Annotated in this window: 24 protein-coding genes and 1 tRNA gene; 8 read left to right on the plus strand and 17 right to left on the minus strand. The window is 67.4% G+C overall.

Going from position 1 to position 22,033, the window contains the following annotated elements; genetic code table 11:
- Positions 1-3: 3 nt before the first annotated feature.
- From OB2597_RS11535 to OB2597_RS11545, 3 genes are read right to left on the minus strand one after another with little or no spacing between them, the layout of a single operon-like run.
- On the minus strand, positions 4-1,374 hold the full coding sequence (locus OB2597_RS11535; protein ID WP_009805745.1) for a glutamate--cysteine ligase: 1,371 nt from the start codon (positions 1,372-1,374) through the stop codon (positions 4-6).
- A 59-nt stretch (positions 1,375-1,433) separates the two neighbouring features.
- Positions 1,434-1,964 (minus strand): hypothetical protein, encoded by a 531-nt coding sequence (locus OB2597_RS11540; RefSeq protein WP_009805746.1) that lies wholly within the window; start codon positions 1,962-1,964, stop codon positions 1,434-1,436.
- Positions 1,961-2,686, minus strand: a complete 726-nt coding sequence (locus tag OB2597_RS11545) for a 16S rRNA (uracil(1498)-N(3))-methyltransferase (protein WP_009805747.1) — start codon at positions 2,684-2,686, stop codon at positions 1,961-1,963. Before OB2597_RS11545 ends, OB2597_RS11540 begins: the two co-directional genes overlap by 4 nt.
- 11 nt (positions 2,687-2,697) lie before the next feature.
- On the opposite strand from OB2597_RS11545, the gene ubiA reads away from it, so the two are divergent.
- The 3 genes from ubiA to OB2597_RS11560 are packed head-to-tail and all read left to right on the plus strand — an operon-like array spanning position 2,698 to position 5,961.
- Positions 2,698-3,660, plus strand: coding sequence for a 4-hydroxybenzoate octaprenyltransferase (gene ubiA / locus OB2597_RS11550; protein ID WP_009805748.1), 963 nt, complete (start codon positions 2,698-2,700; stop codon positions 3,658-3,660).
- A 59-nt stretch (positions 3,661-3,719) separates the two neighbouring features.
- Complete coding sequence (locus OB2597_RS11555; protein ID WP_009805749.1) at positions 3,720-5,645, plus strand: OmpA family protein; 1,926 nt, start codon at positions 3,720-3,722, stop codon at positions 5,643-5,645.
- Positions 5,632-5,961, plus strand: a complete 330-nt coding sequence (locus tag OB2597_RS11560; RefSeq protein WP_009805750.1) for a hypothetical protein — start codon at positions 5,632-5,634, stop codon at positions 5,959-5,961. Before OB2597_RS11555 ends, OB2597_RS11560 begins: the two co-directional genes overlap by 14 nt.
- Here the strand turns inward: OB2597_RS11560 and OB2597_RS11565 are convergent, their stop codons facing one another.
- From OB2597_RS11565 to OB2597_RS11630, 14 genes are all read right to left on the minus strand, one after another.
- Entirely contained in the window at positions 5,962-6,399 is a 438-nt protein-coding gene (locus tag OB2597_RS11565; RefSeq protein ID WP_009805751.1) for a molybdenum cofactor biosynthesis protein MoaE, read from the minus strand. It lies immediately after the preceding gene.
- A 3-nt stretch (positions 6,400-6,402) separates the two neighbouring features.
- Positions 6,403-6,648, minus strand: a complete 246-nt coding sequence (gene moaD / locus OB2597_RS11570; protein ID WP_009805752.1) for a molybdopterin converting factor subunit 1 — start codon at positions 6,646-6,648, stop codon at positions 6,403-6,405.
- A complete protein-coding gene (pgsA, locus tag OB2597_RS11575) occupies positions 6,648-7,310 on the minus strand; it encodes a CDP-diacylglycerol--glycerol-3-phosphate 3-phosphatidyltransferase (RefSeq protein WP_009805753.1) in 663 nt (220 codons plus the stop codon). Before pgsA ends, moaD begins: the two co-directional genes overlap by 1 nt.
- A 157-nt stretch (positions 7,311-7,467) precedes the next feature.
- A complete protein-coding gene (uvrC, locus tag OB2597_RS11580; protein ID WP_040609284.1) occupies positions 7,468-9,333 on the minus strand; it encodes an excinuclease ABC subunit UvrC in 1,866 nt (621 codons plus the stop codon).
- A 298-nt stretch (positions 9,334-9,631) separates the two neighbouring features.
- The gene (locus OB2597_RS11585; protein WP_009805755.1) at positions 9,632-10,411 is read right to left on the minus strand and encodes an SDR family oxidoreductase; all 780 of its coding nucleotides are present in this window, start codon (positions 10,409-10,411) and stop codon (positions 9,632-9,634) included.
- A 9-nt stretch (positions 10,412-10,420) separates the two neighbouring features.
- Positions 10,421-11,371: a calcium/sodium antiporter gene (locus OB2597_RS11590; RefSeq protein ID WP_009805756.1), complete on the minus strand. Its 951-nt coding sequence runs from the start codon at positions 11,369-11,371 to the stop codon at positions 10,421-10,423.
- Entirely contained in the window at positions 11,368-11,532 is a 165-nt protein-coding gene (locus tag OB2597_RS11595) for a hypothetical protein (protein ID WP_009805757.1), read from the minus strand. The genes OB2597_RS11590 and OB2597_RS11595 overlap by 4 nt, the downstream gene beginning before the upstream one ends.
- Before the next feature lies 1 nt (position 11,533).
- Entirely contained in the window at positions 11,534-12,331 is a 798-nt protein-coding gene (locus tag OB2597_RS11600; protein WP_040609724.1) for a S49 family peptidase, read from the minus strand.
- A 70-nt stretch (positions 12,332-12,401) separates the two neighbouring features.
- Positions 12,402-13,163 carry an ABC transporter permease gene (locus tag OB2597_RS11605; protein ID WP_009805759.1) on the minus strand — a complete coding sequence of 254 codons (762 nt, stop codon included), beginning with the start codon at positions 13,161-13,163 and terminating at the stop codon, positions 12,402-12,404.
- Complete coding sequence (locus OB2597_RS11610) at positions 13,160-14,089, minus strand: ABC transporter ATP-binding protein (RefSeq protein WP_009805760.1); 930 nt, start codon at positions 14,087-14,089, stop codon at positions 13,160-13,162. Before OB2597_RS11610 ends, OB2597_RS11605 begins: the two co-directional genes overlap by 4 nt.
- Positions 14,090-14,646: 557 nt before the next feature.
- Positions 14,647-14,723, minus strand: a tRNA-Arg gene (locus OB2597_RS11615).
- Between the two features lie 60 nt (positions 14,724-14,783).
- Positions 14,784-16,184 carry an ATP-binding protein gene (locus OB2597_RS11620; protein ID WP_009805761.1) on the minus strand — a complete coding sequence of 467 codons (1,401 nt, stop codon included), beginning with the start codon at positions 16,182-16,184 and terminating at the stop codon, positions 14,784-14,786.
- 18 nt (positions 16,185-16,202) lie between these two features.
- On the minus strand, positions 16,203-17,612 hold the full coding sequence (locus tag OB2597_RS11625) for a dihydrolipoyl dehydrogenase family protein (RefSeq protein WP_009805762.1): 1,410 nt from the start codon (positions 17,610-17,612) through the stop codon (positions 16,203-16,205).
- Positions 17,609-18,331, minus strand: coding sequence for a TVP38/TMEM64 family protein (locus tag OB2597_RS11630; protein WP_148234721.1), 723 nt, complete (start codon positions 18,329-18,331; stop codon positions 17,609-17,611). Before OB2597_RS11630 ends, OB2597_RS11625 begins: the two co-directional genes overlap by 4 nt.
- 298 nt (positions 18,332-18,629) lie before the next feature.
- On the opposite strand from OB2597_RS11630, the gene rpmH reads away from it, so the two are divergent.
- The 5 genes from rpmH to OB2597_RS11655 all read left to right on the plus strand — a co-directional run bounded on the left by rpmH (position 18,630) and on the right by OB2597_RS11655 (position 21,990).
- Complete coding sequence (gene rpmH / locus OB2597_RS11635; protein WP_005980833.1) at positions 18,630-18,764, plus strand: 50S ribosomal protein L34; 135 nt, start codon at positions 18,630-18,632, stop codon at positions 18,762-18,764.
- Positions 18,765-18,859: 95 nt separating this feature from the next.
- Positions 18,860-19,198 (plus strand): ribonuclease P protein component, encoded by a 339-nt coding sequence (gene rnpA, locus OB2597_RS11640; RefSeq protein ID WP_040609286.1) that lies wholly within the window; start codon positions 18,860-18,862, stop codon positions 19,196-19,198.
- On the plus strand, positions 19,195-19,437 hold the full coding sequence (gene yidD, locus OB2597_RS11645) for a membrane protein insertion efficiency factor YidD (protein WP_009805765.1): 243 nt from the start codon (positions 19,195-19,197) through the stop codon (positions 19,435-19,437). The genes rnpA and yidD overlap by 4 nt, the downstream gene beginning before the upstream one ends.
- Positions 19,438-19,493: 56 nt before the next feature.
- Positions 19,494-20,387: a tRNA 2-thiocytidine(32) synthetase TtcA gene (gene ttcA / locus OB2597_RS11650; RefSeq protein ID WP_009805766.1), complete on the plus strand. Its 894-nt coding sequence runs from the start codon at positions 19,494-19,496 to the stop codon at positions 20,385-20,387.
- 55 nt (positions 20,388-20,442) lie between these two features.
- Positions 20,443-21,990, plus strand: coding sequence for a putative bifunctional diguanylate cyclase/phosphodiesterase (locus OB2597_RS11655; RefSeq protein WP_040609288.1), 1,548 nt, complete (start codon positions 20,443-20,445; stop codon positions 21,988-21,990).
- Positions 21,991-22,033 lie beyond the last annotated feature (43 nt).

Consider the following 22,033-nt stretch of genomic DNA (forward strand, 5'->3'; position numbering starts at 1 on the left):
CGGTCAGTAGGAATACTCGGGGAAGACCCGCGTCAGGTCGCCCTGCCAGTCCCCGTGATAAGCCGCCAGCAGTTCGTCCGCGGGCACCTGCCCCGTCTCGACGCTTTCTTTCAGAGCATTCAGAAAATGCGTCTCGTCCGGAACAAGCCCGCCGGCGCCGGGGCGCGCCCGGGCCCTCAGACCCGCTTCGGCGATGGCGAGGACCTCGCGGGCCAGATCGTGCATGTCGATCCCCTCGACCTGCGCCTGCAGCCCATGTTCCCCGGCCGCGACATGCAGCGCCGCCCGCTGCGCGTCCGTCCAGTCCTTGACCAGATCCCAGGCGGCATCGAGCGCCCCCTGGTCGTAGGTCAGCCCGACCCAGAGCGCCGGCAGGGCGCAGAGCCGCCGCCAGGGGCCGCCATCCGCCCCGCGCATCTCGATGAACTTCTTCACCCGCGCCTCGGGGAACAGCGTCGTCAGGTGATCCGCCCAGTCCGACAGCGTCGGTACCTCGCCCGGCAGGGCCGGCAGTTCGCCCTTCAGGAAATCCCGAAACGACTGGCCGAGCGCATCGATGTATTCGCCGTCGCGATAGACGAAGTACATCGGCACATCGAGCGCGTACTGCACCCATCTTTCGAAACCGAACCCCTCGTCGAAGACGAAGGGGACCATGCCGGTCCGCGCCGGATCGAGATTGCGCCAGACATAGTTCCGATAGCTCTTCACCCCGTTCGGCCGGCCCTCGAAGAACGGCGAATTGGCAAAGAGCGCGTTGGCCACGGGTTGCAGGGCAATGGCCACGCGCATCTTTCGCACCATGTCCGCCTCGGACGCGAAATCGAGATTGACCTGCACGGTGCAGGTGCGTCGCATCATGACACGCCCGGCCGTGCCGACACGTTCCATGTAGGCGTCCATCAGCTTGTAGCGCCCCTTGGGCATCAGGGGCATGTCCTCGTGGCTCCAGGTCGGCGCGGCGCCGAGCCCGATGAACCCGACACCGACCTTGTCGGCGATGTCCTTCACGTCGGCCAGATGCTCGTTCACCTCGTCGCAGGTCTGGTGGATCGTCTCCAGCGGCGCGCCCGAGAGTTCAAGCTGCCCGCCCGGTTCGAGCGAGATGTTCGCGCCGTCCTTGGTCAGGCCGATCAGCTTGCCGCCCTCTTCCAGCGGCGCCCAGCCATGGCCGTCGCGCAGCCCCTCCAGAACCGTCAGGACCGATCGCTCGCCGTCGTAGGGAATCGGTTGCAGCGTGTCGCGGCAATAGCCGAACTTCTCGTGCTCGGTGCCGATCCGCCAGTCTTCCTTCGGCTTGCATCCGCTCTCGAGATACTCGGCCAACTGCTCGGGCCGCTCGATCGGGCCGCCTCCGGACTGGGGAATGGACATGGGGCCGAGCCTCCGATCTTCTTCTCTTTCGTCAGGGATGGGCGGAAATGCAAATGGTGTCAATGCAACCGCAGATGTGTCGCGGGTCTCTCCCAGATCAGGACGCGGTGCGGGCGACGCGCCGCGCGCATTTCTTCCAGCATCCGGTCGGTGCGGATCCCCGGCAAGGCCGCGAATATGTCGAAGAGGGCGTCTGCGCCTTCGGCCGTCAGGGGGACCGCCAGTTCCGGCTGCCCGGACTGCTCCAGGATCCAGACCGGCGGATCGGACCGCGAATCCAGCGACAGGCGATGCACCTCGCTCAGCGCCACGGCCCCGCCGGTCAGCGGCCCGAAATAGGCGACCTGCCCCTCGTCGACCGAAACCACCCCCGGCCCGCCGCCGCCGGCGCGGAACCGGCCCCTCTGCAGACCCGAAACGATCAGCGCGGGCGCCGCGATCACCAGCAGCCCCCAGCCGATCCACGACAGGATGCCGAAACTGGTCAGCGCCCAGTAGAGCCCGAGCAGCCCGACGGCCCCGCCGATCAGCGCCTCGCGCCAGCGGCGGGCCCAGGCGATCACCTCGGGGCGGATCGCGGCCGCGCTCACGACCAGTCGCCCAGGCGGTCCTGCCAGAGCGTCAGCGCGGCCACCGCCGCCGTATCCGCCCGCAGAACACGGGGACCGAGCGCCACGGGATGCGCCTGGTCCATGCCGCGCAGACGGGCCCGCTCGGCCTCGGAGAACCCGCCCTCGGGCCCGATGAGGATCGCCCACGGGGCATCGGAGCGGGTTGGGAGGGCGGCCGGACCGCCGGCCAGTGCCTCGTCGCAGAACATCAGCTGCCGTCCCTCCGGCCAGCCGGACAGGAGCGTGCCGAGTTTCACCGGCTCGGCCACCTCGGGCACGAATGTGCCGCCGCACTGCTCGGCCGCCTCGACGCAGTGCGCCTGCAACCGGTCGATGCGGACACGTTCGGAATTGGTGAAATCCGTCTGCACGGGCAGGATCCGACGCGCCCCCATCTCGGTCGCCTTCTCGACGATGAAATCGGTCCGCGCCTTCTTGATCGGCGCGAAGGCGAGCCAGAGGTCGGGCGGGTCCATCTGCGGTGCGCTCTGTCCGACGCATTCGAGCGTGCCGGCCCGCTTGCCCGCCTCGACCACCTCGGCCCGCCACTCGCCCGCGCGCCCGTTGAAGAGCGCCACGGCATCGCCCACGCCCATCCGCATCACGCCGAAGAGGTAATGCGCCTGATCCCGCGCAAGCGGAACGGTTTGCCCCTCCCCCAGGGCATGATCTACATAGAGCCTGACTTTCGCACGTTCCATGAGGCCTACATATGACCACCGCAAAGCCGACGCCAGAGGGGCAGGTCTCGGACGCCGTCAGGGGCAACTGGGTGGACCGTCACGCCCCGGCCTGGTCGCGCCCCTACCTGCGGCTCAGCCGGGCGGACCGGCCGATCGGCACCTGGCTGCTTCTGCTGCCCTGCTGGTGGGGCCTTGCGCTGGCGATGCTGCATGACGGCCGCGCCGGCCTGTCGGACCTCTGGATCGGCATCGGCTGCGGCCTCGGCGCCTGGCTGATGCGGGGGGCGGGATGCACCTGGAACGACATCACCGACCGCCGGATCGACGCCGGCGTCGCGCGCACCCGGTCGCGCCCCATCCCCTCGGGCCAGGTGACGGCGCGGCAGGCGGCGGTCTGGATGGCGATCCAGTCGCTTGTCGCCTTCGCCATCCTGCTGACCTTCCACCCGAACGCCATCCTGCTGGGCATCCTTTCGCTCGGACCGGTGGCGATCTACCCCTTCGCCAAGAGGTTCACCTGGTGGCCGCAGGTCTTCCTGGGCCTGGCCTTCAACTGGGGGGCGCTGCTGGCCTGGACCGCCCATACCGGCAGCCTCGGCTGGCCTCCGGTGGTCCTGTATCTGGCGGGCATCGCCTGGACGCTGTTCTACGACACGATCTATGCCCACCAGGACAAGGAGGACGACGCGCTCATCGGGGTGAAATCCACCGCGCGCCTCTTCGAGGACCGCACGCCGGTCTGGCTGCGCCGGTTCCTGATCCTGTCCGTCTCGCTGATGGGCGTCGCGGTGCTGGGCGCGATGCTGCCCGGGGCCAATCCCCTTTCCCTCGTGCTCGCCCTCGCCGGTCCCTGGGCCTTCGGCTGGCACCTCGCCTGGCAGTTGCGACGGCTGGACACCGAAGACCACGACCGCCTGCTGATGCTCTTCCGCTCAAACCGGGATGCCGGGCTTCTCGCTCTGCCGTTTTTCGCCGTCGCCCTCGCGGTGTGATTGCGGAGACCGTGAAAGACCAATAAACCCGGTCCAACGCCAATAACTCCGATCGGTCCATGCGCCTGTCCACCGTCTCGATCCTCGGGGGCACCTTCGTTGCCGCCGCCGCGCTATCAGCCACAACCGCCTTCTTCGCCGCCCTCGCGGTGGAACGCAGTTCTGCCGACGGGGTCCGCCTCGCGCTCGACACCGAGGCGATGAACTGGACCGATGTCGCGGCCAACGGCCTGCAGATCATGCTGTCCGGTACCGCCCCGAGCGAGGCCGAAAGGTTCCGCGCCATCACCGTGGCTGGTCAGGTCGTCGATGCCAGCCGTGTGATCGACGACATGGACGTCACCGCCAGCAAGGGGATCGCCCCGCCCCGCTTTTCCATCGAGCTGCTGCGCAACGACGGCCAGCTCAACCTGATCGGGCTGATCCCCGCCGCCACCGATCGCGACGCCCTGGTCGAGCGGCTGTCCGGCCTTCCCGGGGTCGAGAACGTTGTCGACCTGCTCGAGACCGCCGATCACCGGGTGCCCGAATCCTGGCCCCTGACCCTCGACTATGCCGTCGCCGCGCTGCGCGAGTTGCCGCGGTCCAAGATCTCGCTCTCGGCCGGAGAGGTGACGGTGACGGCGATGACCTCGAGCGTCGAGAAGCAGCGCAAGCTCGAGACCGACCTGCAACGTCGTGCGCCCGGGCCCATCGACCTCACGCTCGACATTTCCGCGCCGCGCCCGGTGATCACGCCGTTCACGCTGCGCTACCTGATCGACGAACAGGGCGCGCGCTTCGACGCCTGTTCCGCCGACACCGAGGAAACCCGCAGGCGCATCCTCACCGCCGCCCGGGGCACCGGGCTCGAGGGCGAGGCCCGCTGCGTGCTCGGCCTCGGCGTGCCGTCCCCGGAATGGGCCGAGGCGACGAGTTCGGCCATTCTCGCCCTCGGCCGGATCGGCCGGGGCTCGGTCACCTTCTCGGATGCCGATGTCACGCTGATCGCCGCCGAAAGCGCCGACCGCGCCACCTTCGACCGCGTCGTCGGCGAGCTCGAGAACACGCTGCCCGACGTCTTCGCCCTGCACGCCGTCTTTCCCGAGACCGACGAGGGCGCCCCCCGCGGCCCGGCCGAATTCTCCGCCACCCTCTCGCCCGAGGGCCAGGTCCAGCTGCGCGGCCGCGTCCATGACGAGTTGTCGCGCCAATCCGCCGACAGCTACGCCAGGTCGCGCTTCGGCAGCGACGATGTCTATTTCGCCGCACGCCTCGACGACAGCGTGCCCGAAGGCTGGTCCCTGCGTGTCCTCGCCGGTCTGCAGGCCCTGTCGGAACTGGCCAACGGCGCGGTGACCGTGACCGAGACGGCGGTGACGGTGCGCGGCGTCACCGGCAATGCCGATGCCAATGCCGACATTGCGCGCATCCTCTCGGATCGGCTGGGAGACGGCGAGGATTTCACGATCGAGGTCACCTACGACGAAAAGCTCGACCCCGAGGCCGCCCTCCCCACGCCCGAGGAATGCATCGCCGACGTCAAGTCGATCCAGGAAAGCCGCAAGATCAACTTCGAACCCGGCTCGGCCACGGTGACCGGCGACAGCCGCGCGATCCTCGACGACATCGCCGAGGTGCTGAAATTCTGCGGCCCGGTCGACCTCGAGATCGGCGGACACACCGACAGCCAGGGCCGCGAGATCATGAACGAACAGCTCTCGCAGGATCGCGCCGACACCGTGCTCGCCGAACTGCGGCAGCGGCGCGTCAAGACCGCCGGCTTCGTCGCGACCGGCTATGGCGAGACCCAGCCCATCGCCGACAACGACACCGAGGAAGGCCGCGAGGAGAACCGCCGGATCGAGTTCAGCCTGATCGCGGCCGCCGCGCCGGCGGAAACCGATTCAGTCCTTGAATCCACCGCGGATTCCGGCACAGAAGAAGCCACCGGCGAGGCCGGGGACGATGCTGCGGAGGAGCCTTCGGAGGATGAACAGAACTGAATTCGTGATCGCCACGGCGATCATCCTGTTTATCGCGTTCGGCCTGGGGTGGTTCACCTACTGGCTGATCCACCGCTTCACCCGCGTCTCGAAATCCGACATGGGCGAACTGGAGCGCATGGCCCAGGAACTGCACGAGGCCGAGGAGATGCGCGACCAGGCGATCACCTACCTGCAGCAGCGCGAGGCCGAACTGACCAACCAGCTGTCCCAGACCGAGGCCGAGCTCTCCGCCGCGATGGAAGGCCTGCGCGAGGCCCGGCACGAAGCCGAGGAACTGCGCGCCTATCTCGACCGGGCCGACGCCCGGCCCTGATCACCAGCGCCCCAGCGCGGCCTCGTCCTCGTCTTTCGCCGCGACCCAGGCCGTCCCCTCGGCGCCGATCTCCTTCTTCCAGAAGGGCGCGCGGCTCTTGAGGTAATCCATCAGGAACTCGGCCGCCTCGAAGGCGTCCCGGCGGTGCGGCGCGGCCGTCGCCACCATCATGATCGCCTCGCCCGGTTCCAGCCGCCCGTGGCGGTGGATCACCAGCACATCGCCCAGCGACCAACGATCCCGCGCCTCCTCCGCGATGGTGCGGATCGCCTTCTCGGTCATCCCCGGGTAATGCTCGATCTCGAGCGCGGCCAGCCCGCCATCGGCGCGCACGAGGCCGGAAAAGGTCACCACCGCCCCCATCTCGCGATGCCCCGCGGCAAAGGCATTGGCCTCCGCGCCCAGATCGAACGCCGCCTCCTGCACCGCGACCTTCATGGCTCAGCCCCCGGTCATCGGCGGGAAGAAGGCGACCTCGCGCACCCCGTCCAGGGGCGCGTCGAACTCCGCCAGCTCCTGGTCCAGCGCGACCCGCAGCGCCGAGAGATCGGCAAACGCCGCCGCATAGCGCTCTTCCCGCGCCGTCAGCTCCGCCACGAGGTCCGAGACCGTCGCGGCCCGGGTCTCGACCCGTTCCCTCGGCAGGCCGATCCGTTCCCGGACCCAGGCGAAATAGAGTACCTCCATCAGTCCTCTCCCAGATGCGCCCGCGCCTTGCGGAAATAGTCCCAGCCGGTGATGGCCGTCAGCAGCGCCGCCAGCCAGATCAGCGCGATCCCGATATATCCGCCCCATTCCGCACGGATCAGCATCCCGCGTATCCCCAGCGGGTCCGCCTCCTCGCCCGCCAGGATGGCCGACACCATCGTCCCGTCCATCCCGAAGACCGCCATGCCCAGACGCGCGTTCACCCCGCCCTGTGCCAGCAGCAGCGCGATCGCCACCATCTGCACCGCCGTCTTCCACTTGGCCAGCTTCGTGACCTGCAGCCGCCCGGCCACGTCACCCAGAAACTCGCGCAGTCCCGAAACGAAGACCTCGCGGAACAGGATCACCGCGCCCGGCAGGACGATCGCATGCGACAGCGGCGACCAGACGGCCAGCGCCAGCAGCGCCAGCGCCACCATGGCCTTGTCCGCGATCGGATCGAGCATCGTGCCGATGCGGCTGACCTGCCCCATGCGCCGCGCCAGGTAGCCGTCGACATAATCCGTCGCCGCCGCCCCCACGAAGAGCGCGCAGGCCAGCCAGTCCGCGACGGGACGCGGCACCAGCAGGAACACCAGCACGACGCCGGGGGCGGCCAGCAGGCGGAAAAGGGTGAGCAGGTTCGGCAGGGTCATCTTCATACCCGCTATCTAGCCCGCCCCTCGACCCGAGGAAAGCCGTCGCCGCCAGCCCCCCTCTTCTTTGGTCGGGAAAATATCCCCGCCGGAGGCCCCGCTTTCATCCATCGGATGAAAGCCTCGGATCGCGTGCGCCGCAGGCGCGCATCCGGATCGCAGCTCACCCGGTCTCGTGAAAATGGGCATAGATCGTCTCGGCCATCGCGTCCGAGATGCCGTCGACGGCCTTCAGGTCGGACAGCCCCGCCCGGCTCACCGCCTTGGCCGAGCCGAAATGCGCGAGAAGCGCCCGCTTTCGCGTCGCCCCGACGCCGGGGATCTCGTCCAGCGGCGTGGCCGAGACCGCCTTGGCACGTTTCGCGCGATGCGTGCCGATGGCGAACCGGTGCGCCTCGTCGCGCAGACGCTGGATGAAATACAGCACCGGATCGTTCATCCGCAGCGCGAAGGGCGACCGGCCCGGCCGGTGGAACTCCTCCTTGCCGTGATCGCGGTCGACACCCTTGGCCACCCCCGCCATTGGCAGATCCCCGACCCCCATCTCCTCGAGGATGGACTGCACCGCCGAGACCTGCCCGGCCCCCCCGTCGATCAGCAGCAGATCGGGCCAGAGCCCGTTCGTCCCGTCCGGGTCCTCCTTGAGCAGCCGGGTCAGGCGCCGGGTCAGGACCTCCTTCATCATGCCGAAATCGTCGCCGGGGGTCAGATCGTCGCCCTTGATGTTGAATTTGCGGTACTGCGACTTCATGAAACCGTCCGGCCCCGCCACGATCATGGCGCCGACCGCGTTCGTCCCCATGATGTGCGAATTGTCGTAGACCTCGATCCGCTGCGGCACGCGCTCGAGGCCGAAGGCCTCCTGCACGCCCGCCAGCAACCGCGCCTGGGTCGCGCTTTCCGACATCTTCCGGCCCAGGCTTTCGCGGGCGTTGCGCGCGGCGTTCTCGACCAGTTCGGCCTTTTCGCCCCGCTGCGGCACCGCCACCTCGACCTTGCGCCCCAGCTTGTCGCCCAGCGCCTGCTCCATCAGGTCGGCATTCTCGATCGGATGCGACAGCAGGATCAGCCGCGCCGGGTCCTTGGTGTCGTAGAACTGCCCGAGAAAGGCCTCGAGCACCTCGGCCTCGCTGACCTCGGCCCCCGCCCGCGGATAGAAGTCGCGGTTGCCCCAGTTCTGGTTCGCACGGATGAAGAAGACCTGCACGCAGGCCTGCCCCCCTTCCATGTGCAGCGCGATCACATCGGCCTCGGGCGTCGTTCGGGGGTTCACGCCCTGCGCCGACTGCACCTGCGTCAGCGCCCGGATCCGGTCGCGCAGCGCCGCCGCGCGTTCGAATTCCATCGCCTCCGAGGCCGCCGCCATCTCGGCGCCCAGTGTCTCCTGCACCTGGGTCGACCGGCCCTGCAGGAATCGCTCCGCATCGGCGACCGAGGCCGCGTAATCGGCCTTGCTGATCTCGCCCGTGCAGGGCGCCGAGCATCGCTTGATCTGGTAGAGCAGGCAGGGCCGCGTGCGGCCGGCGAACATCGAATCCGAACAGTTGCGCAGCAGAAAAACCTTCTGCAGCTGGTTCAGGGTCCGGTTGACCGCCCCCGCCCCGGCGAAGGGCCCGTAGTACGACCCCTTCCTCTTCTTCGCCCCGCGATGCTTCACGATCTGGGCAAAATCGTGATCCTTGGTGACGAGGATGTTCGGAAAGCTCTTGTCGTCGCGCAGGAGCACGTTGTAGCGCGGCTTGAGCTGCTTGATCAGGTTCTGCTCCAGCAGCAGCGCCTCGGTTTCCGTGCGCGTGGTCAGGAACATCATCGAAGCGGTCTCGCGGATCATCCGGGTGATGCGGCCCGAGTGCCCCGAGGGCCGGGCATAGTTCGACACCCGCGCCCTGAGGTTGCGCGCCTTGCCGACATAGAGGACCCGGCTGTCGGCATCGAGCATGCGATAGACCCCCGGCGACGAATCGAGCGTCGGCAGGAGGGACTGGATCAGCGCGTGTCCCGTCGCTTTCTGTGTCTCGTCCTGGTTCATCTGTCCCGGCTTCCGATTCCCGGCCATGGCTGCAAATTTTCGACCAACTGGTAAAGGCCCAAGCTTTCCACGGTTTCTGTGGATAAGTCTGGGTACTAATCTTTTCCCTTAAGAAAATACTCTTGTTTGTCGGCACATTAAATGAACTGCCCAAAATTTAGGCGCTCAGATAAACATCTGTAATTGCTGGTTATTTTTTCTTGTCCGTGTCAAACATCTGAAAACATTAAAGTTTTGGTAACGTTTCCGTGACGCTGCCACGCAGCGGTGCAAAACTTCCCCGGCGGCATCCTGTTCCTCACTCGACACCCATGACATCCGGCGTCTGCCAGCCGAGGTGCTGGCCTCCGTCGATGCAGAGAAGCTGCCCCGTCAGGGCCCGCGCGTTCAGGATGTAGCGAAGCGCCTGGCAGATATCCTCGGGGCTGGAGCCGCGTTCGAGCACGGTCGCCGCCCTTTGCCGCGCGAACTGGTCGTCATCCTGCGACTCGGCCTGCAGCGTCGGTCCCGGGCCGATGGCGTTCACGCGGACATGCGGTGCCAGAGCCTGCGCTGTGGTCTGCGTCAGCGTCCAGAGCGCCGCGCGGGTCAGCGTGTAGGTCATGAACTCGGGCGTGAGCTTACGCACCCTCTGATCCACCAGATTGACGACGCAGCCCTGCGCCACGGCCTCTCCCGAGGTATCGGCCCGGGCCCGCGGACATTGGGCGGCAAAGGACTGGGTCAGCACGAATGGCGCCCTGAGATTGCATTCCACATGACGGTCCCAGCTGTCACGGGTGGCGGTTTCGACCGTGTCGTGTTCGAAGACCGATGCGTTGTTGACCAGGCAGGTCAGCGGTCCGCCCAGCGCCGCGCTTGCCGCGGGGACCAGTTCCTGCACCTCCGCCTCGCGCGCCAGGTCTGCCTGGACCGCATGGGCCTCTCGTCCCATGTCGCGGATGCGGGCCACCACCTCCTGCGCTTCGGCCTCGGAGCCGCCGTAGTGCACCGCGACGTCATAGCCCTGTTCGGCCAGTTCGATGGCGATGGCACGGCCGATCCGCTTGGCCGCGCCGGTGACGAGAGCGCGTGGCATGGGAACCTCTCAGCTGAGTACGACGGTCACATAGAGCAGATAGAGCATAGTCAACAGACCGCCCCAGCGCCGACCCAGGTCGACGCGCAGCAGCGCGAAGGGCGCCAGCAGCAGCGACGCCGCCAGCATCACCCAAAGATCGAATTGCAGGAACTCCTGCTCGACCGGGATGGCCCCGAACAGCGTCGTCGCCCCGATGATCCCCAGCAGGTTGAAGAGGTTCGATCCGATCGCGTTGCCCATCGCCACATCGGCCTGCCCCCGCAGCCCCGCCATCACGGTCGTGGCCAGTTCCGGAAGCGAGGTGCCGAGGGCGACGAGCGTCAGGCCGATCACCGCGTCAGACACCCCGAAGTCGCTGGCGATGATCGAGGCATTGTCGACCAGCAGATCCGCCCCGATCGGCAGCCCCGCCAGCCCGAGCGCGAGAAACAGCGCGATCCGCCACCACGGCATGTCCGGATCGGCCCCCTCGAGATCGGCGATCTCGTCTTCCGTCCGATCCGCCGCCATGTGCCGCCGCGCGACCCGCACCTGGTCCCACAACACCGCCGCCAGCGCGGCCAGAAGAACCAGGCCCGAGCTCCAGGTCAGCGGCCCCAGGAAACACAGGGCCACGAAGGCGACCGAGGCCACGATCATCACCAGATAGCTGCGGCGGGTATCCAGACGGCTCGTGTGCATGCGCGAGACCAGCGCCGGCAGCCCGAGGACAAGCAGCACGTTCGCCGTGTTCGACCCCACCACGTTTCCCAGCGCCAGGCCCGGTTTGCCCTCCTGAACCGCACTGATCCCGATCAGCAGTTCCGGCGCCGAGGTGCCGAAGGCAACGATGGTCAGGCTGACGATCAGGGCGGGAATGCCGACCCTCAGGCTCAGGTTCACGGCCCCCCGCACCAGCAGGTCCCCCGCAACAAGCAGCACGGCCAGGCCCGCTCCCGACAGCAACCAGGCGCTCATCCGCGCCCCCGTCCGCAGGGGCACGGGCCCTTCCCGATCCTGTAGCGGCCACAGGACGGACATTTGCGGCCGAGCTTGTCCCGCCCCGGCAGCTTCAGCTTGCCGAACATCGCCATGACGCCCATGGCCACGAGAAACAGAATGACGATCTTGAGGATCACGTCAGAGACCGAACCGTGAATAGGCCGCCCGCTCTTCGATCGCCGCGAGGGCGTCGGTCGCCAGCGTCGCCCCGAACCGGGAGAGCCAGCCGCGGCGCGGGCCGTATTTGCGGAACCGGACCTTGTCGCCGAACTTTTCCTTCATCACCGGGACCAGATGACCGACATGATCGATCAGGCCCAGCTCCTTCGCCTTTTCGGCCAGCCAGAATTCACCGGTAAAGAGATCCTCGGACTCTTTCAATTTTCCGCCACGATGCGTTTTGACATGATCGATGAAGGCCGCGTGAATGTCGGTCAGCAAGCTCTTGAGTCTTGCGACATCTTCCTCTTTCTCCGGCTGAAAGGGATCGAGCATCGACTTGGACTTTCCCGACGTATGCACGCGCCGCTCCACGCCCTGCCGCGCCAGCAGCACATGCGCCCCGAAACTTGCCGCGATCACGCCGATGGACCCCACGACCGAGCTCCGGTCGGCATGGATCTCCTCGGCGGCGCAGGCCAGCCAGTAACCGCCCGAGGCCGCGGCATCTTCGACGAAGGCATAGACCGGCACCGATTTCTCTTCCGACAGGCGCCGGATCCGCGCGGCGATCAGCGAGGACTGCACAGGCGACCCGCCCGGAGAGTTGATCGCCAGTGCGACCGCCGCCGGCTTGCCCCGCCGGAAGGCGCGTTCGATCACCGGCGCCATCGCCTCGTCGCTGAGCGGCCCCCTCGGGCCGGAGGAAATCATCCCCTGCAGCCGGATGACGGCGACGAGGGGCGGGCGTTTCATGACACGGTCAAGGATCTGCATGCCGCCGATGTAGAGGCGGCGGGCCGCGCCGACAAGGCGGTAACGTTCCGTCACCGCCATAAACCGGCCCTCAGTCCCGCAGACGCCAGCCGGTCCTGAAGATCCACCACACGATCGCAAGGCACAGCGCGGTGAACCCGGCGATCGCCACCAGGCTGATCCCGACGGGAACATCCGCCATGTCGAAGAACGCCCATCTGAAGCCCGAAATGAGGTAGACCACCGGATTGAACAACGTGATCTTCTGCCAGATTTCCGGAAGCATCGAGATCGAATAGAACGACCCGCCCAGGAAGACGAGCGGCGTCACGATCAGCAGCGGCACAAGCTGCAACTGTTCGAAATTGCCCGCCCAGAGCCCGATGATGAACCCCAACAGCGAAAACGAGATGCAGGTCAGCACGAGGAACGCCACCATGGCGAAGGGATGCGCGATGGTGAGATCGACGAAGAGCGAAGCCGTCCCCAGGATCACCACCCCGATGAACAGCGCCTTGGTCGCCGCCGCCCCGACATACCCCGCCACGATCTCGAGAAAGCTGACCGGGGCGGACAGAAGTTCGTAGACCGTTCCGATGAACTTGGGAAAGTAGATCCCGAAGGACGCGTTGGAGATCGACTGCATGATCACAGACAGCATGATCAGCCCCGGAACGATGAAGGCGCCGTAGCTCACCCCCTCGACCTGCTGGATCCGGCTGCCGATCGCCGTGCCGAAGACCACGAAGTAAAGCGAGGTCGAGATCACCGGCGACACGAAGCTTTGCAGCAGCGTGCGGAAGAACCGCGTCATCTCGTACCGGTAGATCGCCCAGATTGCCCGGAGCGTCATGCCGCGCCCTCCTTCACCAAGCCCACGAATATTTCTTCCAGCGAGGATTGCCGCGTCGACAGGTCGCGCAGGGTGATCCCCTCGCGCGACAGGGCGGCCAGAAGGGCCGTGATCCCCGTGCGCTCTTTCTGGGTGTCGTATGTATAGACCAGAGACATCCCGTCTCCGGCCAGCTCCAGGTCGAGGTCGGTCAGCCCGGGCGGCACCGCCGCGATCTTCTCGCGCAGCTCGATGGTCAGTTGCTTGCGCCCCATCCGGGCCATCAGCGCGTTCTTTTCCTCGACCAGCAGAAGGCGCCCCTCGCTGATGACGCCGACCCGGTCCGAAATCGCCTCGGCCTCTTCGATGTAATGCGTCGTCAGGATCACGGTGACGCCTTCGGCCTTCAGTTCGGAGACGATGTTCCACATGTCCTTGCGCAGATCGACGTCGACCCCGGCGGTCGGTTCGTCGAGAAAGAGAACCCTGGGCTCGTGGCTGAGCGCCTTGGCGATCAGGACCCGGCGCTTCATGCCGCCCGACAATTCCCGGATCCGGCTGTCCTTCTTGTCCCAGAGCGACAGCCGCCGCAGGATCCGCTCGAGCAGCGCGTCGTCCCGGCGCTTGCCGAACAGGCCCCGTGTCAGGGCCACCGTGTTGATCACCTTCTCGAACGGTTCAAGGTTTATTTCCTGCGGCACCAGCCCGATCATCGCCCGCGCCTGCCGATACTGCGTCAGCGTGTCGAACCCGTTCACCGTCACACTCCCGCTCGTCGGGACGGTGATCCCGCAGATCGTGGAGATCAGGGTCGTCTTGCCCGCCCCGTTCGGTCCCAGCAGGGCGAGGATCTCTCCTTCGCGGATGTCGAGATCGACGCCCTTCAGCGCTTCGAACCCGCCCTTGTATGTCTTTTTCAGATTGCTGATCCGCAAGATCGGTGCCATCGCCCGCTCCTCCTGTTCGGGGCCGGACCCTACCCCCGTCTCCTCCGGCTGCATAGAGTTAAACCGGACGGTTCACTTTGCAAAAACGCACAAGGGGCGGCTCGGGGCTGCGGCTTGAAATCCTTGGGACCGCAGCATCGGAACGCGCTGGCGCAGTCTTCTGGGCCGGTTGCGCGACGCGGTGACGGAATGGGGTAGCGCCGAGCGCTTCAGCGAGCCTCGGTTTCCTGCCCCGGTTTCTCTTTGGGATAAGCGTTCCGAGTGCTCGGCCGAGTGACGAACACGTGCCGATCAGACCGCTTTTTCTCTCGGCAATGCACAACCCGCTTCCGGTATGGCACGTCGGCACGGAGGAGGCCTCATTCCCACGAAAGAACATCTCGCCTTCCGGCTAGCAAATATCCTCGTGACGCATTTCGTGCAGACACAGAAATCTGGAATCGTGCCCGCGCTTGACGCATCAAAACGGAGCAGGTCGTAGAAGACGCTTTTGCGACGTCGCGGCGCGCCACGCAGGGCGAGCGTTCCAGGGCAAGTATTTCAGGAGGTCTTCAAGGTGGCGGACCGAGGAGGATTCGAACCCCCGACCCCTTGATTCGTAGTCAAGTACTCTATCCAGCTGAGCTATCGGTCCGTAGGGGGTGCAAATAGCTGCCGTCCCGGAGGAGTTCAAGAGGAAAATCGGACGAAGGTGTCACTCCGCCGCTTCGTCCATCGCGACGACCGTCTTGGGCAGTTCGATCCGGAAGCGCGTGCCCTCGTCTCCGGTCCGCTCGAGCAAGAGCTGCCCGCCATGCCCGCGGATCAGCTCGGCCGAGATGGCGAGGCCGAGCCCGGCGCCGCCGCGCCGCGTTCCGCCGTGGAACGGCGTGAAGAGGTTCTCGCGCGCCTTGGGGGGAAGGCCCGGGCCGGTATCCGTCACCCAGATACGCCAGGCTTTCTCATCCTCGTCCGCCGCGACCGAGATCTCGCCCGGCCTGCCGGTGGCGACGACCGCCTGCCGCGCGTTGCGCACGAGGTTCAGCAGCACGCGGTGCAACTGTTCGGCATCGGCCCGGACGGTCAGGGTCGCCGGAATGTCCTCGGAAAAGCTGACATCGGCGTCTCCGACCGCCAGCCGCTCGCCGTCGATCACGTCCCCCGCCAGCTCGGCCAGATGCACGATCGTCAACCTCGGGGCCGGTTCCTCGGCGCGCCCGAAGGCCAGCGTGCTTTCGCACAGGTTCACCGCGCGGGTGATCGAGTTCACCAGCTTCGGGGCCAGCCGGCGCACCGTCGGATCCTCGGATTTCTCGATCCGGTCGACGAAGAGCTGGGCCGAGGTCAGGATGTTCCGCAGGTCATGGCTGATCTTGGCCACCGCCCCGCCAAGCTGGGCCAACCGATCCTTCTGCCGCAGCGCGCCGGTCAGCTCGGTCTCGAGCGACTTCAGCGCCTGCTCGGCTTCGCGCAGCTCGGTGATGCCGGCGGTCGGCTCGATGATCCGGCGCGCGTCCTCGGGCATGGCCGCATAGCTCTGCATCTGTTCGATGACCCGCTTGATCGGCCGCACCAGCAGCGCCCGCACGGCCAGGAAGAGAAAGACCGAAGTGATGGCCGAGATCACGAAGCTGAGCCCGAGAATACGCCAGCCGTAGTCGATCATCGCGGTCCTGAGCGCCGACGTGCCCATCGTGATCTCGATCAGCAGGCCGGCCTCGCGCACCGGGTTGCCGAAGACCCGGATCACGCGCGGCTCGGGGTCGGCCAGCCGCAGGATGGCATCGCGCATCAGCACCCACGGGCCGGCGTCACGCAGGTCGAACGTCCGGGCGACCGGCCCGGGCACCGGCGAAGCCAGCATCAGCTGCCGCGCCTCGTCGCGCCTGAGAACGACGTTGAAGACCTCGGCATTGCGGAGCAGCTCCTCCTCCACATCCGCGTCGATCATGTCGTTGGCGAGCAGCGCGAGCGAGGCGATCTGCGCCCGTTCCAGCCGCGACAACAGGTAATCCTGCCGGAACCGCGCCACCGAGGGAACGAGGATCATGATCTCGGCCAGCATCACGAAGAGGATCGTGAGGATCAGGAAACGTCCGGAAAGCGATCGAAGCATGGTCGGCTCGGGTCAGGGTCACGGCACCACGCGCTGAACGAGCCGCGCGAACCGCTCAACCCACGGATTACCGAATAGTTTGGGTGAGAGATAGGTCCCTGCGGCCGACTTGGCCACCTCGGAGAGGGTCGGGTAAGGCAGCACCAGCCCCGCTATCCTCGAAAGGCGGGTTCCGGAACTCATCGCCAGGCTCCAGGGGGCAAGCAGTTCTCCGGCATGGGGGCCGACGATGGTGACCCCCACGGGCCGGCCGCGGTGCAGGACCAGCTTCAGCCATCCCTCGGTCTCCCGCGCGGTCCGCGCACGATCGTTCTCGGCAAAGGCCTTGCGGACGGTCTCGACGCTGTTCAGCGCCTCGCGCGCCTCGGTCTCGGTCATTCCGATCTGGGCCAGTTCCGGGGCGGTATAGGTGACCCGCGGTATCGTCGCGTGATCGGCTTTCGCGGGAAGGCCCAGCACCGCCTGCCGGATGACGATGCCCGCGTGGTATCCCGCCACATGGGTGAAGCGCGGCAGGCCGGCCGCGACATCGCCGATGGCAAAGACCTTCCGGTTCGTGGTTCTGAGCGCGGCATTCACGCGGATGCCCCCCTCGTCGCCCTCGACGCCGGCCTGGTCGAGATCGAGCGACGAGACTCCCGCCCTGCGCCCCGTCGCGACCAGCAGGTGGGATCCGGCGATCCGCTCGCCCCCGACGGAGAGCCAGACGCCGGAGCCGTCCTGCCCGGCCGCCTCGACCCGCGCCTGTTCCCGCAGGACCACCCCATCCCGGCCGAGCGTGGTGCGCAGGATGTCGACGGCCTCCGGATCGTCATGGCCAAGGATCGACCCGGCCTCGACCAGGGTGACCGCCGCGCCGAGGCGCCGGAAGGCCTGGGCCATCTCGACCCCGATCGGACCGCCCCCCAGCACGAGCAGATGACCGGGCAGCGCGCGGAGGTCGAACACGCTCTCGTTGGTCAGGTAGGGCACGTCCGCAAGCCCCGGGATCTGCGGGATGAGCGGGCGGGATCCGGTGGCGATGACGATGCGCCGCGCCTTCAGCCTCTCCCCGTTCACGGTCACCTCGTCCGGTCCCGTGAACCGCGCCATGCCGCGGATGACGCGCACGCCAAGCCCCTCGAACCTCTCCTGGCTGTCATGGGGGGCGATCTCGGCGATGATCCCGGCGACATGGGCCATCACCGCCGGAAAGTCGATAACCGGCTCGACGGCCCGGATGCCGAAGCGGTCCGCCGTCCGCATGGCATGCGCGGCCGAGGCCGCCGCGATCAATGCCTTGGACGGGACGCAGCCGTGGTTTAGGCAATCGCCCCCCATCACGCGCCCCTCGATCAGGACGACGCGCAACCCCATCTGCACGGCACCCGAGGCCACCGACAGCCCGGCCGACCCCGCGCCGATCACGATGAGGTCCTGCCCGCTCATGCAGGCGCCCGTCCGCGGAAAAGCACCGGCAGCAGCGACAGGGCGGCCAGGCCGAGCAGCGGCAGCAGGATATGCGGCTCGAATATCAGACCGAGATCCGGCTGGCCCCCGGCCTCGAGCACCCGCCCCAGCCCCGACCCGACCGCGGTGTAGACCAGCGCGCCGGGCGCGATGCCGAGAAACGTCGAGACGGCGAACCGGCGCAGCGGAACATTCAGAAGCGCCGGCAGCAGGTTCGCGGCGAAGAAGGGAATGATCGGAACAAGGCGGATGAAGAACAGCATCGGCCACTGGTTGCGGTCGAGCCCCTGTTTCACCCGTCCGATCCGGCCGCCGGCCCCGTCCAGCCGTCGCGCCAGAGACCGCCCCAGCCCGAACCGGACGGCGAGAAAGATCACCACCGCCCCGAGCGTCGCCCCCACCACGTTCAGGAGCGTTCCGGGCCAGACGGCGAAGAGAAAGCCCCCGGTGAGCGTGGCGACGGTCGCTCCCGGCAGCGACAGCGCGACGATCACGCCATAGACGCCGACGAAGACGAGCGCGCTCAGCAGATAGTTCTCGTTTCGGAACGCGATCAGCCGATCCTGCCCCTCGCGCAGGGACGAAAGGGTCAGACGGTCGCCAAAGAGCCAATAGGCCAGCGCGGCCAGCACGATCAGCAGCCCGATCGGCCAGAGTCGCACCATGGCGTGACGGGATGTGGCGGGTTTGGGCGTCATGTGGGCTCCGATCCGGATCGGTGAACAATGACCGCCTCGCCCCGCCGTGAAAAGCCCCCCTCACGCCGCAGTGATCCGATCGATTCACGCCCTGCCCTTCACCACGCGGCAAATCGCGTCGCGGCGGGTTTTGCCGGTTTGACATATCACCGGCCCCCGCCTATAGACCGGGCTTCGAACACCAGCGGGCGGGCAGACGATTCACCGCATCCCGCCTACGTGCCCGCAACAGACACACCGACGCGCCCCGATTGGTGCGCAATTCGCCGAAACGGCGCAAGCAGACGGAGACGGAGCGATGAAACGCACCTACCAACCCTCGAACCTCGTGCGCAAACGGCGTCACGGTTTCCGCGCCCGCATGGCGACCAAGGCCGGCCGCAAGATTCTCAACGCCCGCCGCGCCCGCGGCCGCAAGTCGCTGAGCGCATAAACCGTTCCCCGCGTCCCGGCGCGGGATCGAATGGCCGAACGGGATGCAACCGCCGGGGCAATGGCCCGGGCGGTTTTCGCTTGTCCGGGGCGCAGATGACCGAATCCCTCCAGACCATGCGCAGACGCGCCGACTTTCTCGCCTGTGCCCGCGCGCGGCGGCAGGGCACGAAGGGCATGCTCGTCCAGGGGCGCGACCGAGGCGAGGATGCGGGCATCCGCGTCGGCTTCACCTGTTCCAAGAAGGTGGGCAACGCCGTGGCCCGCAACCGCGCCAAGCGGCGGCTGCGCGAAGTGGCCCGCCTCCTGCTGCCCGACCACGGCCGTCCCGGCTGGGACTATGTCCTGATCGGCAACCGCGATGCGACGGCGGACCGCCCGTTCGAGGACCTCAAGGCCGATTTCCTGCACGCCCTGCGGAAGCTGCACCGATGAGTCCCCTCGCCCGTCTCGTCGCCCTGCCCGTCCGCGCCTACCGGCTGATTCTCTCTCCCTGGGTCGGCCACGGCTGCCGCTTTCAGCCGACCTGTTCGGCCTATGCGCTCGAAGCCCTCGAGAAACACGGCGGGGTCCGCGGCAGCTGGCTCGCCCTGCGGCGGATCGCGCGCTGCCATCCCTTCGGCCAGAGCGGGTACGATCCCGTCCCGGAACCGCGCCGCAGAGGCCGCACCTGACCTCCCGCCGCCGATTTCCCCTTCCAAGCGCCGCATCGCCCGTGCGATATGCCCTCATGCTAGACGACAGCGACGACATCCACCCGCTCTTTCACGGCGCCCCGAAGAGCACCGAGTTCAAGAAGCTGCGCAAGCGCATCGTCCAGAACGTGCGCGAGGCGGTGGACCGGTACGGCATGGTCGAACCCGGCGCGCGCTGGCTGGTCTGCCTCTCGGGCGGCAAGGACAGCTATACCCTGCTGGCGATCCTTTACGAGCTGAAATGGCGCGGCCTGCTGCCGGTCGAGCTTCTGGCCTGCAACCTCGATCAGGGGCAGCCCGGATTTCCGGCGACCGTCCTGCCGGAGTTCCTCGAAAGGATGGGTGTTCCGCACCGGATCGAGTTCCAGGACACCTATTCCGTCGTCGTCGACAAGGTGCCGCAGGGCCGGACCTATTGCGCGCTCTGCTCGCGGCTGCGGCGCGGCAACCTCTATCGCATCGCCCGGGAAGAGGGCTGTTCGGCCGTGGTGCTGGGCCATCACCGCGACGACATCCTCGAGACCTTCTTCATGAACCTGTTCCACGGCGGGCGTCTCGCCACGATGCCGCCGAAGCTGGTCAACGAGGAGGGCGACCTCTTCGTCTACCGCCCCCTCGCCCATGTCGCCGAGGCGGATTGCGAAAGATTCGCGCGGGCCATGAACTATCCCATCATCCCCTGCGATCTCTGCGGGTCCCAGGACGGCCTGCAGCGCCAGCAGGTCAAGCAGATCCTCGACGGTTGGGAACGCAACGCGCCCGGCCGCCGCCAGGTCATGTTCCGGGCCCTGATGAACATCCGTCCTTCGCATATGCTGGACCCGAAGCTTTTCGATTTCGCCGGCCTCATGCGCTCGGCGGACGAAGACGCCGTCCCGGCCTCCGATCCGGCCTCCGATCCGGCCGACGAGATCCCGCGCCTTCGTTAAACTCGTATTGAGCTTCTCGTCCTAGTCTCCTCCCATCCGCCAGATGGGAGGGCCGATGCCAAGGCTGCCGCGACACCACTTTCCGACCATGCGCCTGCGCCTGCGCCGCATGCTGATCGGTCCCCAGACCCTCGCTTTCCTGCCCGCGATCGCCCTCGGAGCCTTCTGGCTGGGGGGTGAGGAATGGCTGATCGCAACCGCCCTGGGACTGCCGCTGGCATTCGGCCTCCTCGGGGGGTTCTCGACGCTGGGCGCGCAGGCCCTGCGCCCCTGCGACGGCGTCACGGGCCTGCCGTTGCGCGGCAGCCTCGAGACCGCCGCCCGCACGACGATGTCCGGCACCCTCTCCGACCGGAGCGCCACCGCCTGCTTCATGATCGCCATCGACGATTTCGACGTCACGACGGAACGGTACGGCCGCACCGCCGCCGATCACATCCTGCAGAAATCCGCCGATCGCATCCGATCGGTCCTGCGCGACCAGGATGTCACCTGCCGGATCGGCAGCGCCAGTTTCGGTATCGCCCTCGCCCCGGTGATGCGATTGGATATCGAAAGCGCGATCCATATGGCCAGCCGGCTCCAGGCCGCGCTCGAGGAACCCGTCGTCCTCGACAACACCGTGATCTACATCTCGGTCTCGGTCGGCTTCTGCCTGGGCAGCCGCGCCCCCGACCCCTCGGGCGAGGGGCTGATCGCCGCCGCCGCCACCGCCCTGGCCGAGGCGAGCCGGAACGCCCCCTCGGCGATCCGCTCCTATTCCGACGAGTTGCGGCGCACCGAACGGTCGCGGCACATCTTCGCCGACGAAGCCGCCGCCGCGCTCGAAAACGGCGAGATACACCCCCATTTCCAGCCGCAGGTCTCCACCGACACCGGTCGAATCACGGGCTTCGAAGCCCTCGCCCGCTGGAACCATCCCGAACGCGGCCCGATCGCGCCGATGGATTTCCTGCCGGTTCTCGAAAGCGCCGGCAAACTCGCCCGCCTGGGAGAGGTCATGCTGTCGCGATCCCTGACCGCCCTGCGCGCCTGGGACGACGCCGGGCTGGACGTGCCGGGGGTCGCGGTGAACTTTTCGCCCGACGAGCTCCGCAACCCCAAGCTGATCGACTATGTCCAGTGGGAGCTCGACCGCTTCGACCTCGCGCCCGGGCGTCTTTCGGTCGAAGTGCTGGAAACCGTCATCGCCGCTTCGCCCGAGGATGTGGTCGCGCGCAATGTCAACGGGCTCGCCCGCCTCGGCTGCCGGATCGACCTCGACGATTTCGGAACCGGCCACGCCTCCATCGCCTCGATCCGGCGGTTCGCGGTACAGCGGATCAAGATCGACCGCAGCTTCGTCATGAAGGTCGACCGGGACGCGGAACAGCAGCGCATGGTGGCGGCGATCCTGACCATGGCGGAACGCCTCGGCCTCGACACGCTGGCCGAGGGCGTCGAGACCCCGGGCGAGCACGCCATGCTCGCCCAGTTGGGCTGCGGCCATGTCCAGGGGTTCGGCCTGGGCCGTCCGATGCCCTTCGAGGCCACGGCGGACTGGATACGCGCCCAGGCCGCCACGGTCGAGGACCCGCCGCGCATCACCGGCGGGAACGGCTGACCGCCCGGCCGCGCCGCACCCGGGCCGCCGGGCACGACACCCA

Origin of the sequence: Pseudooceanicola batsensis HTCC2597, from assembly GCF_000152725.1 — a bacterium.
Lineage (GTDB): Bacteria > Pseudomonadota > Alphaproteobacteria > Rhodobacterales > Rhodobacteraceae > Pseudooceanicola > Pseudooceanicola batsensis.

Excerpts from the sequence above, each read along its gene's own strand:
- OB2597_RS11535 (WP_009805745.1), bottom strand. The coding sequence starts at position 1,374 with ATGTCCATTCCCCAGTCCGGAGGCGGCCCGATCGAGCGGCCCGAGCAG.
- OB2597_RS11545 (WP_009805747.1), bottom strand. The coding sequence starts at position 2,686 with ATGGAACGTGCGAAAGTCAGGCTCTATGTAGATCATGCCCTGGGGGAG.
- ubiA (WP_009805748.1), top strand. The coding sequence starts at position 2,698 with ATGACCACCGCAAAGCCGACGCCAGAGGGGCAGGTCTCGGACGCCGTC.
- OB2597_RS11555 (WP_009805749.1), top strand. The coding sequence starts at position 3,720 with ATGCGCCTGTCCACCGTCTCGATCCTCGGGGGCACCTTCGTTGCCGCC.
- OB2597_RS11560 (WP_009805750.1), top strand. The coding sequence starts at position 5,632 with ATGAACAGAACTGAATTCGTGATCGCCACGGCGATCATCCTGTTTATC.
- OB2597_RS11565 (WP_009805751.1), bottom strand. The coding sequence starts at position 6,399 with ATGAAGGTCGCGGTGCAGGAGGCGGCGTTCGATCTGGGCGCGGAGGCC.
- moaD (WP_009805752.1), bottom strand. The coding sequence starts at position 6,648 with ATGGAGGTACTCTATTTCGCCTGGGTCCGGGAACGGATCGGCCTGCCG.
- pgsA (WP_009805753.1), bottom strand. The coding sequence starts at position 7,310 with ATGAAGATGACCCTGCCGAACCTGCTCACCCTTTTCCGCCTGCTGGCC.
- uvrC (WP_040609284.1), bottom strand. The coding sequence starts at position 9,333 with ATGAACCAGGACGAGACACAGAAAGCGACGGGACACGCGCTGATCCAG.
- OB2597_RS11585 (WP_009805755.1), bottom strand. The coding sequence starts at position 10,411 with ATGCCACGCGCTCTCGTCACCGGCGCGGCCAAGCGGATCGGCCGTGCC.
- OB2597_RS11590 (WP_009805756.1), bottom strand. The coding sequence starts at position 11,371 with ATGAGCGCCTGGTTGCTGTCGGGAGCGGGCCTGGCCGTGCTGCTTGTT.
- OB2597_RS11600 (WP_040609724.1), bottom strand. The coding sequence starts at position 12,331 with ATGCAGATCCTTGACCGTGTCATGAAACGCCCGCCCCTCGTCGCCGTC.
- OB2597_RS11605 (WP_009805759.1), bottom strand. The coding sequence starts at position 13,163 with ATGACGCTCCGGGCAATCTGGGCGATCTACCGGTACGAGATGACGCGG.
- OB2597_RS11610 (WP_009805760.1), bottom strand. The coding sequence starts at position 14,089 with ATGGCACCGATCTTGCGGATCAGCAATCTGAAAAAGACATACAAGGGC.
- OB2597_RS11620 (WP_009805761.1), bottom strand. The coding sequence starts at position 16,184 with ATGCTTCGATCGCTTTCCGGACGTTTCCTGATCCTCACGATCCTCTTC.
- OB2597_RS11625 (WP_009805762.1), bottom strand. The coding sequence starts at position 17,612 with ATGAGCGGGCAGGACCTCATCGTGATCGGCGCGGGGTCGGCCGGGCTG.
- OB2597_RS11630 (WP_148234721.1), bottom strand. The coding sequence starts at position 18,331 with ATGACGCCCAAACCCGCCACATCCCGTCACGCCATGGTGCGACTCTGG.
- rpmH (WP_005980833.1), top strand. The coding sequence starts at position 18,630 with ATGAAACGCACCTACCAACCCTCGAACCTCGTGCGCAAACGGCGTCAC.
- rnpA (WP_040609286.1), top strand. The coding sequence starts at position 18,860 with ATGACCGAATCCCTCCAGACCATGCGCAGACGCGCCGACTTTCTCGCC.
- yidD (WP_009805765.1), top strand. The coding sequence starts at position 19,195 with ATGAGTCCCCTCGCCCGTCTCGTCGCCCTGCCCGTCCGCGCCTACCGG.
- ttcA (WP_009805766.1), top strand. The coding sequence starts at position 19,494 with ATGCTAGACGACAGCGACGACATCCACCCGCTCTTTCACGGCGCCCCG.
- OB2597_RS11655 (WP_040609288.1), top strand. The coding sequence starts at position 20,443 with ATGCCAAGGCTGCCGCGACACCACTTTCCGACCATGCGCCTGCGCCTG.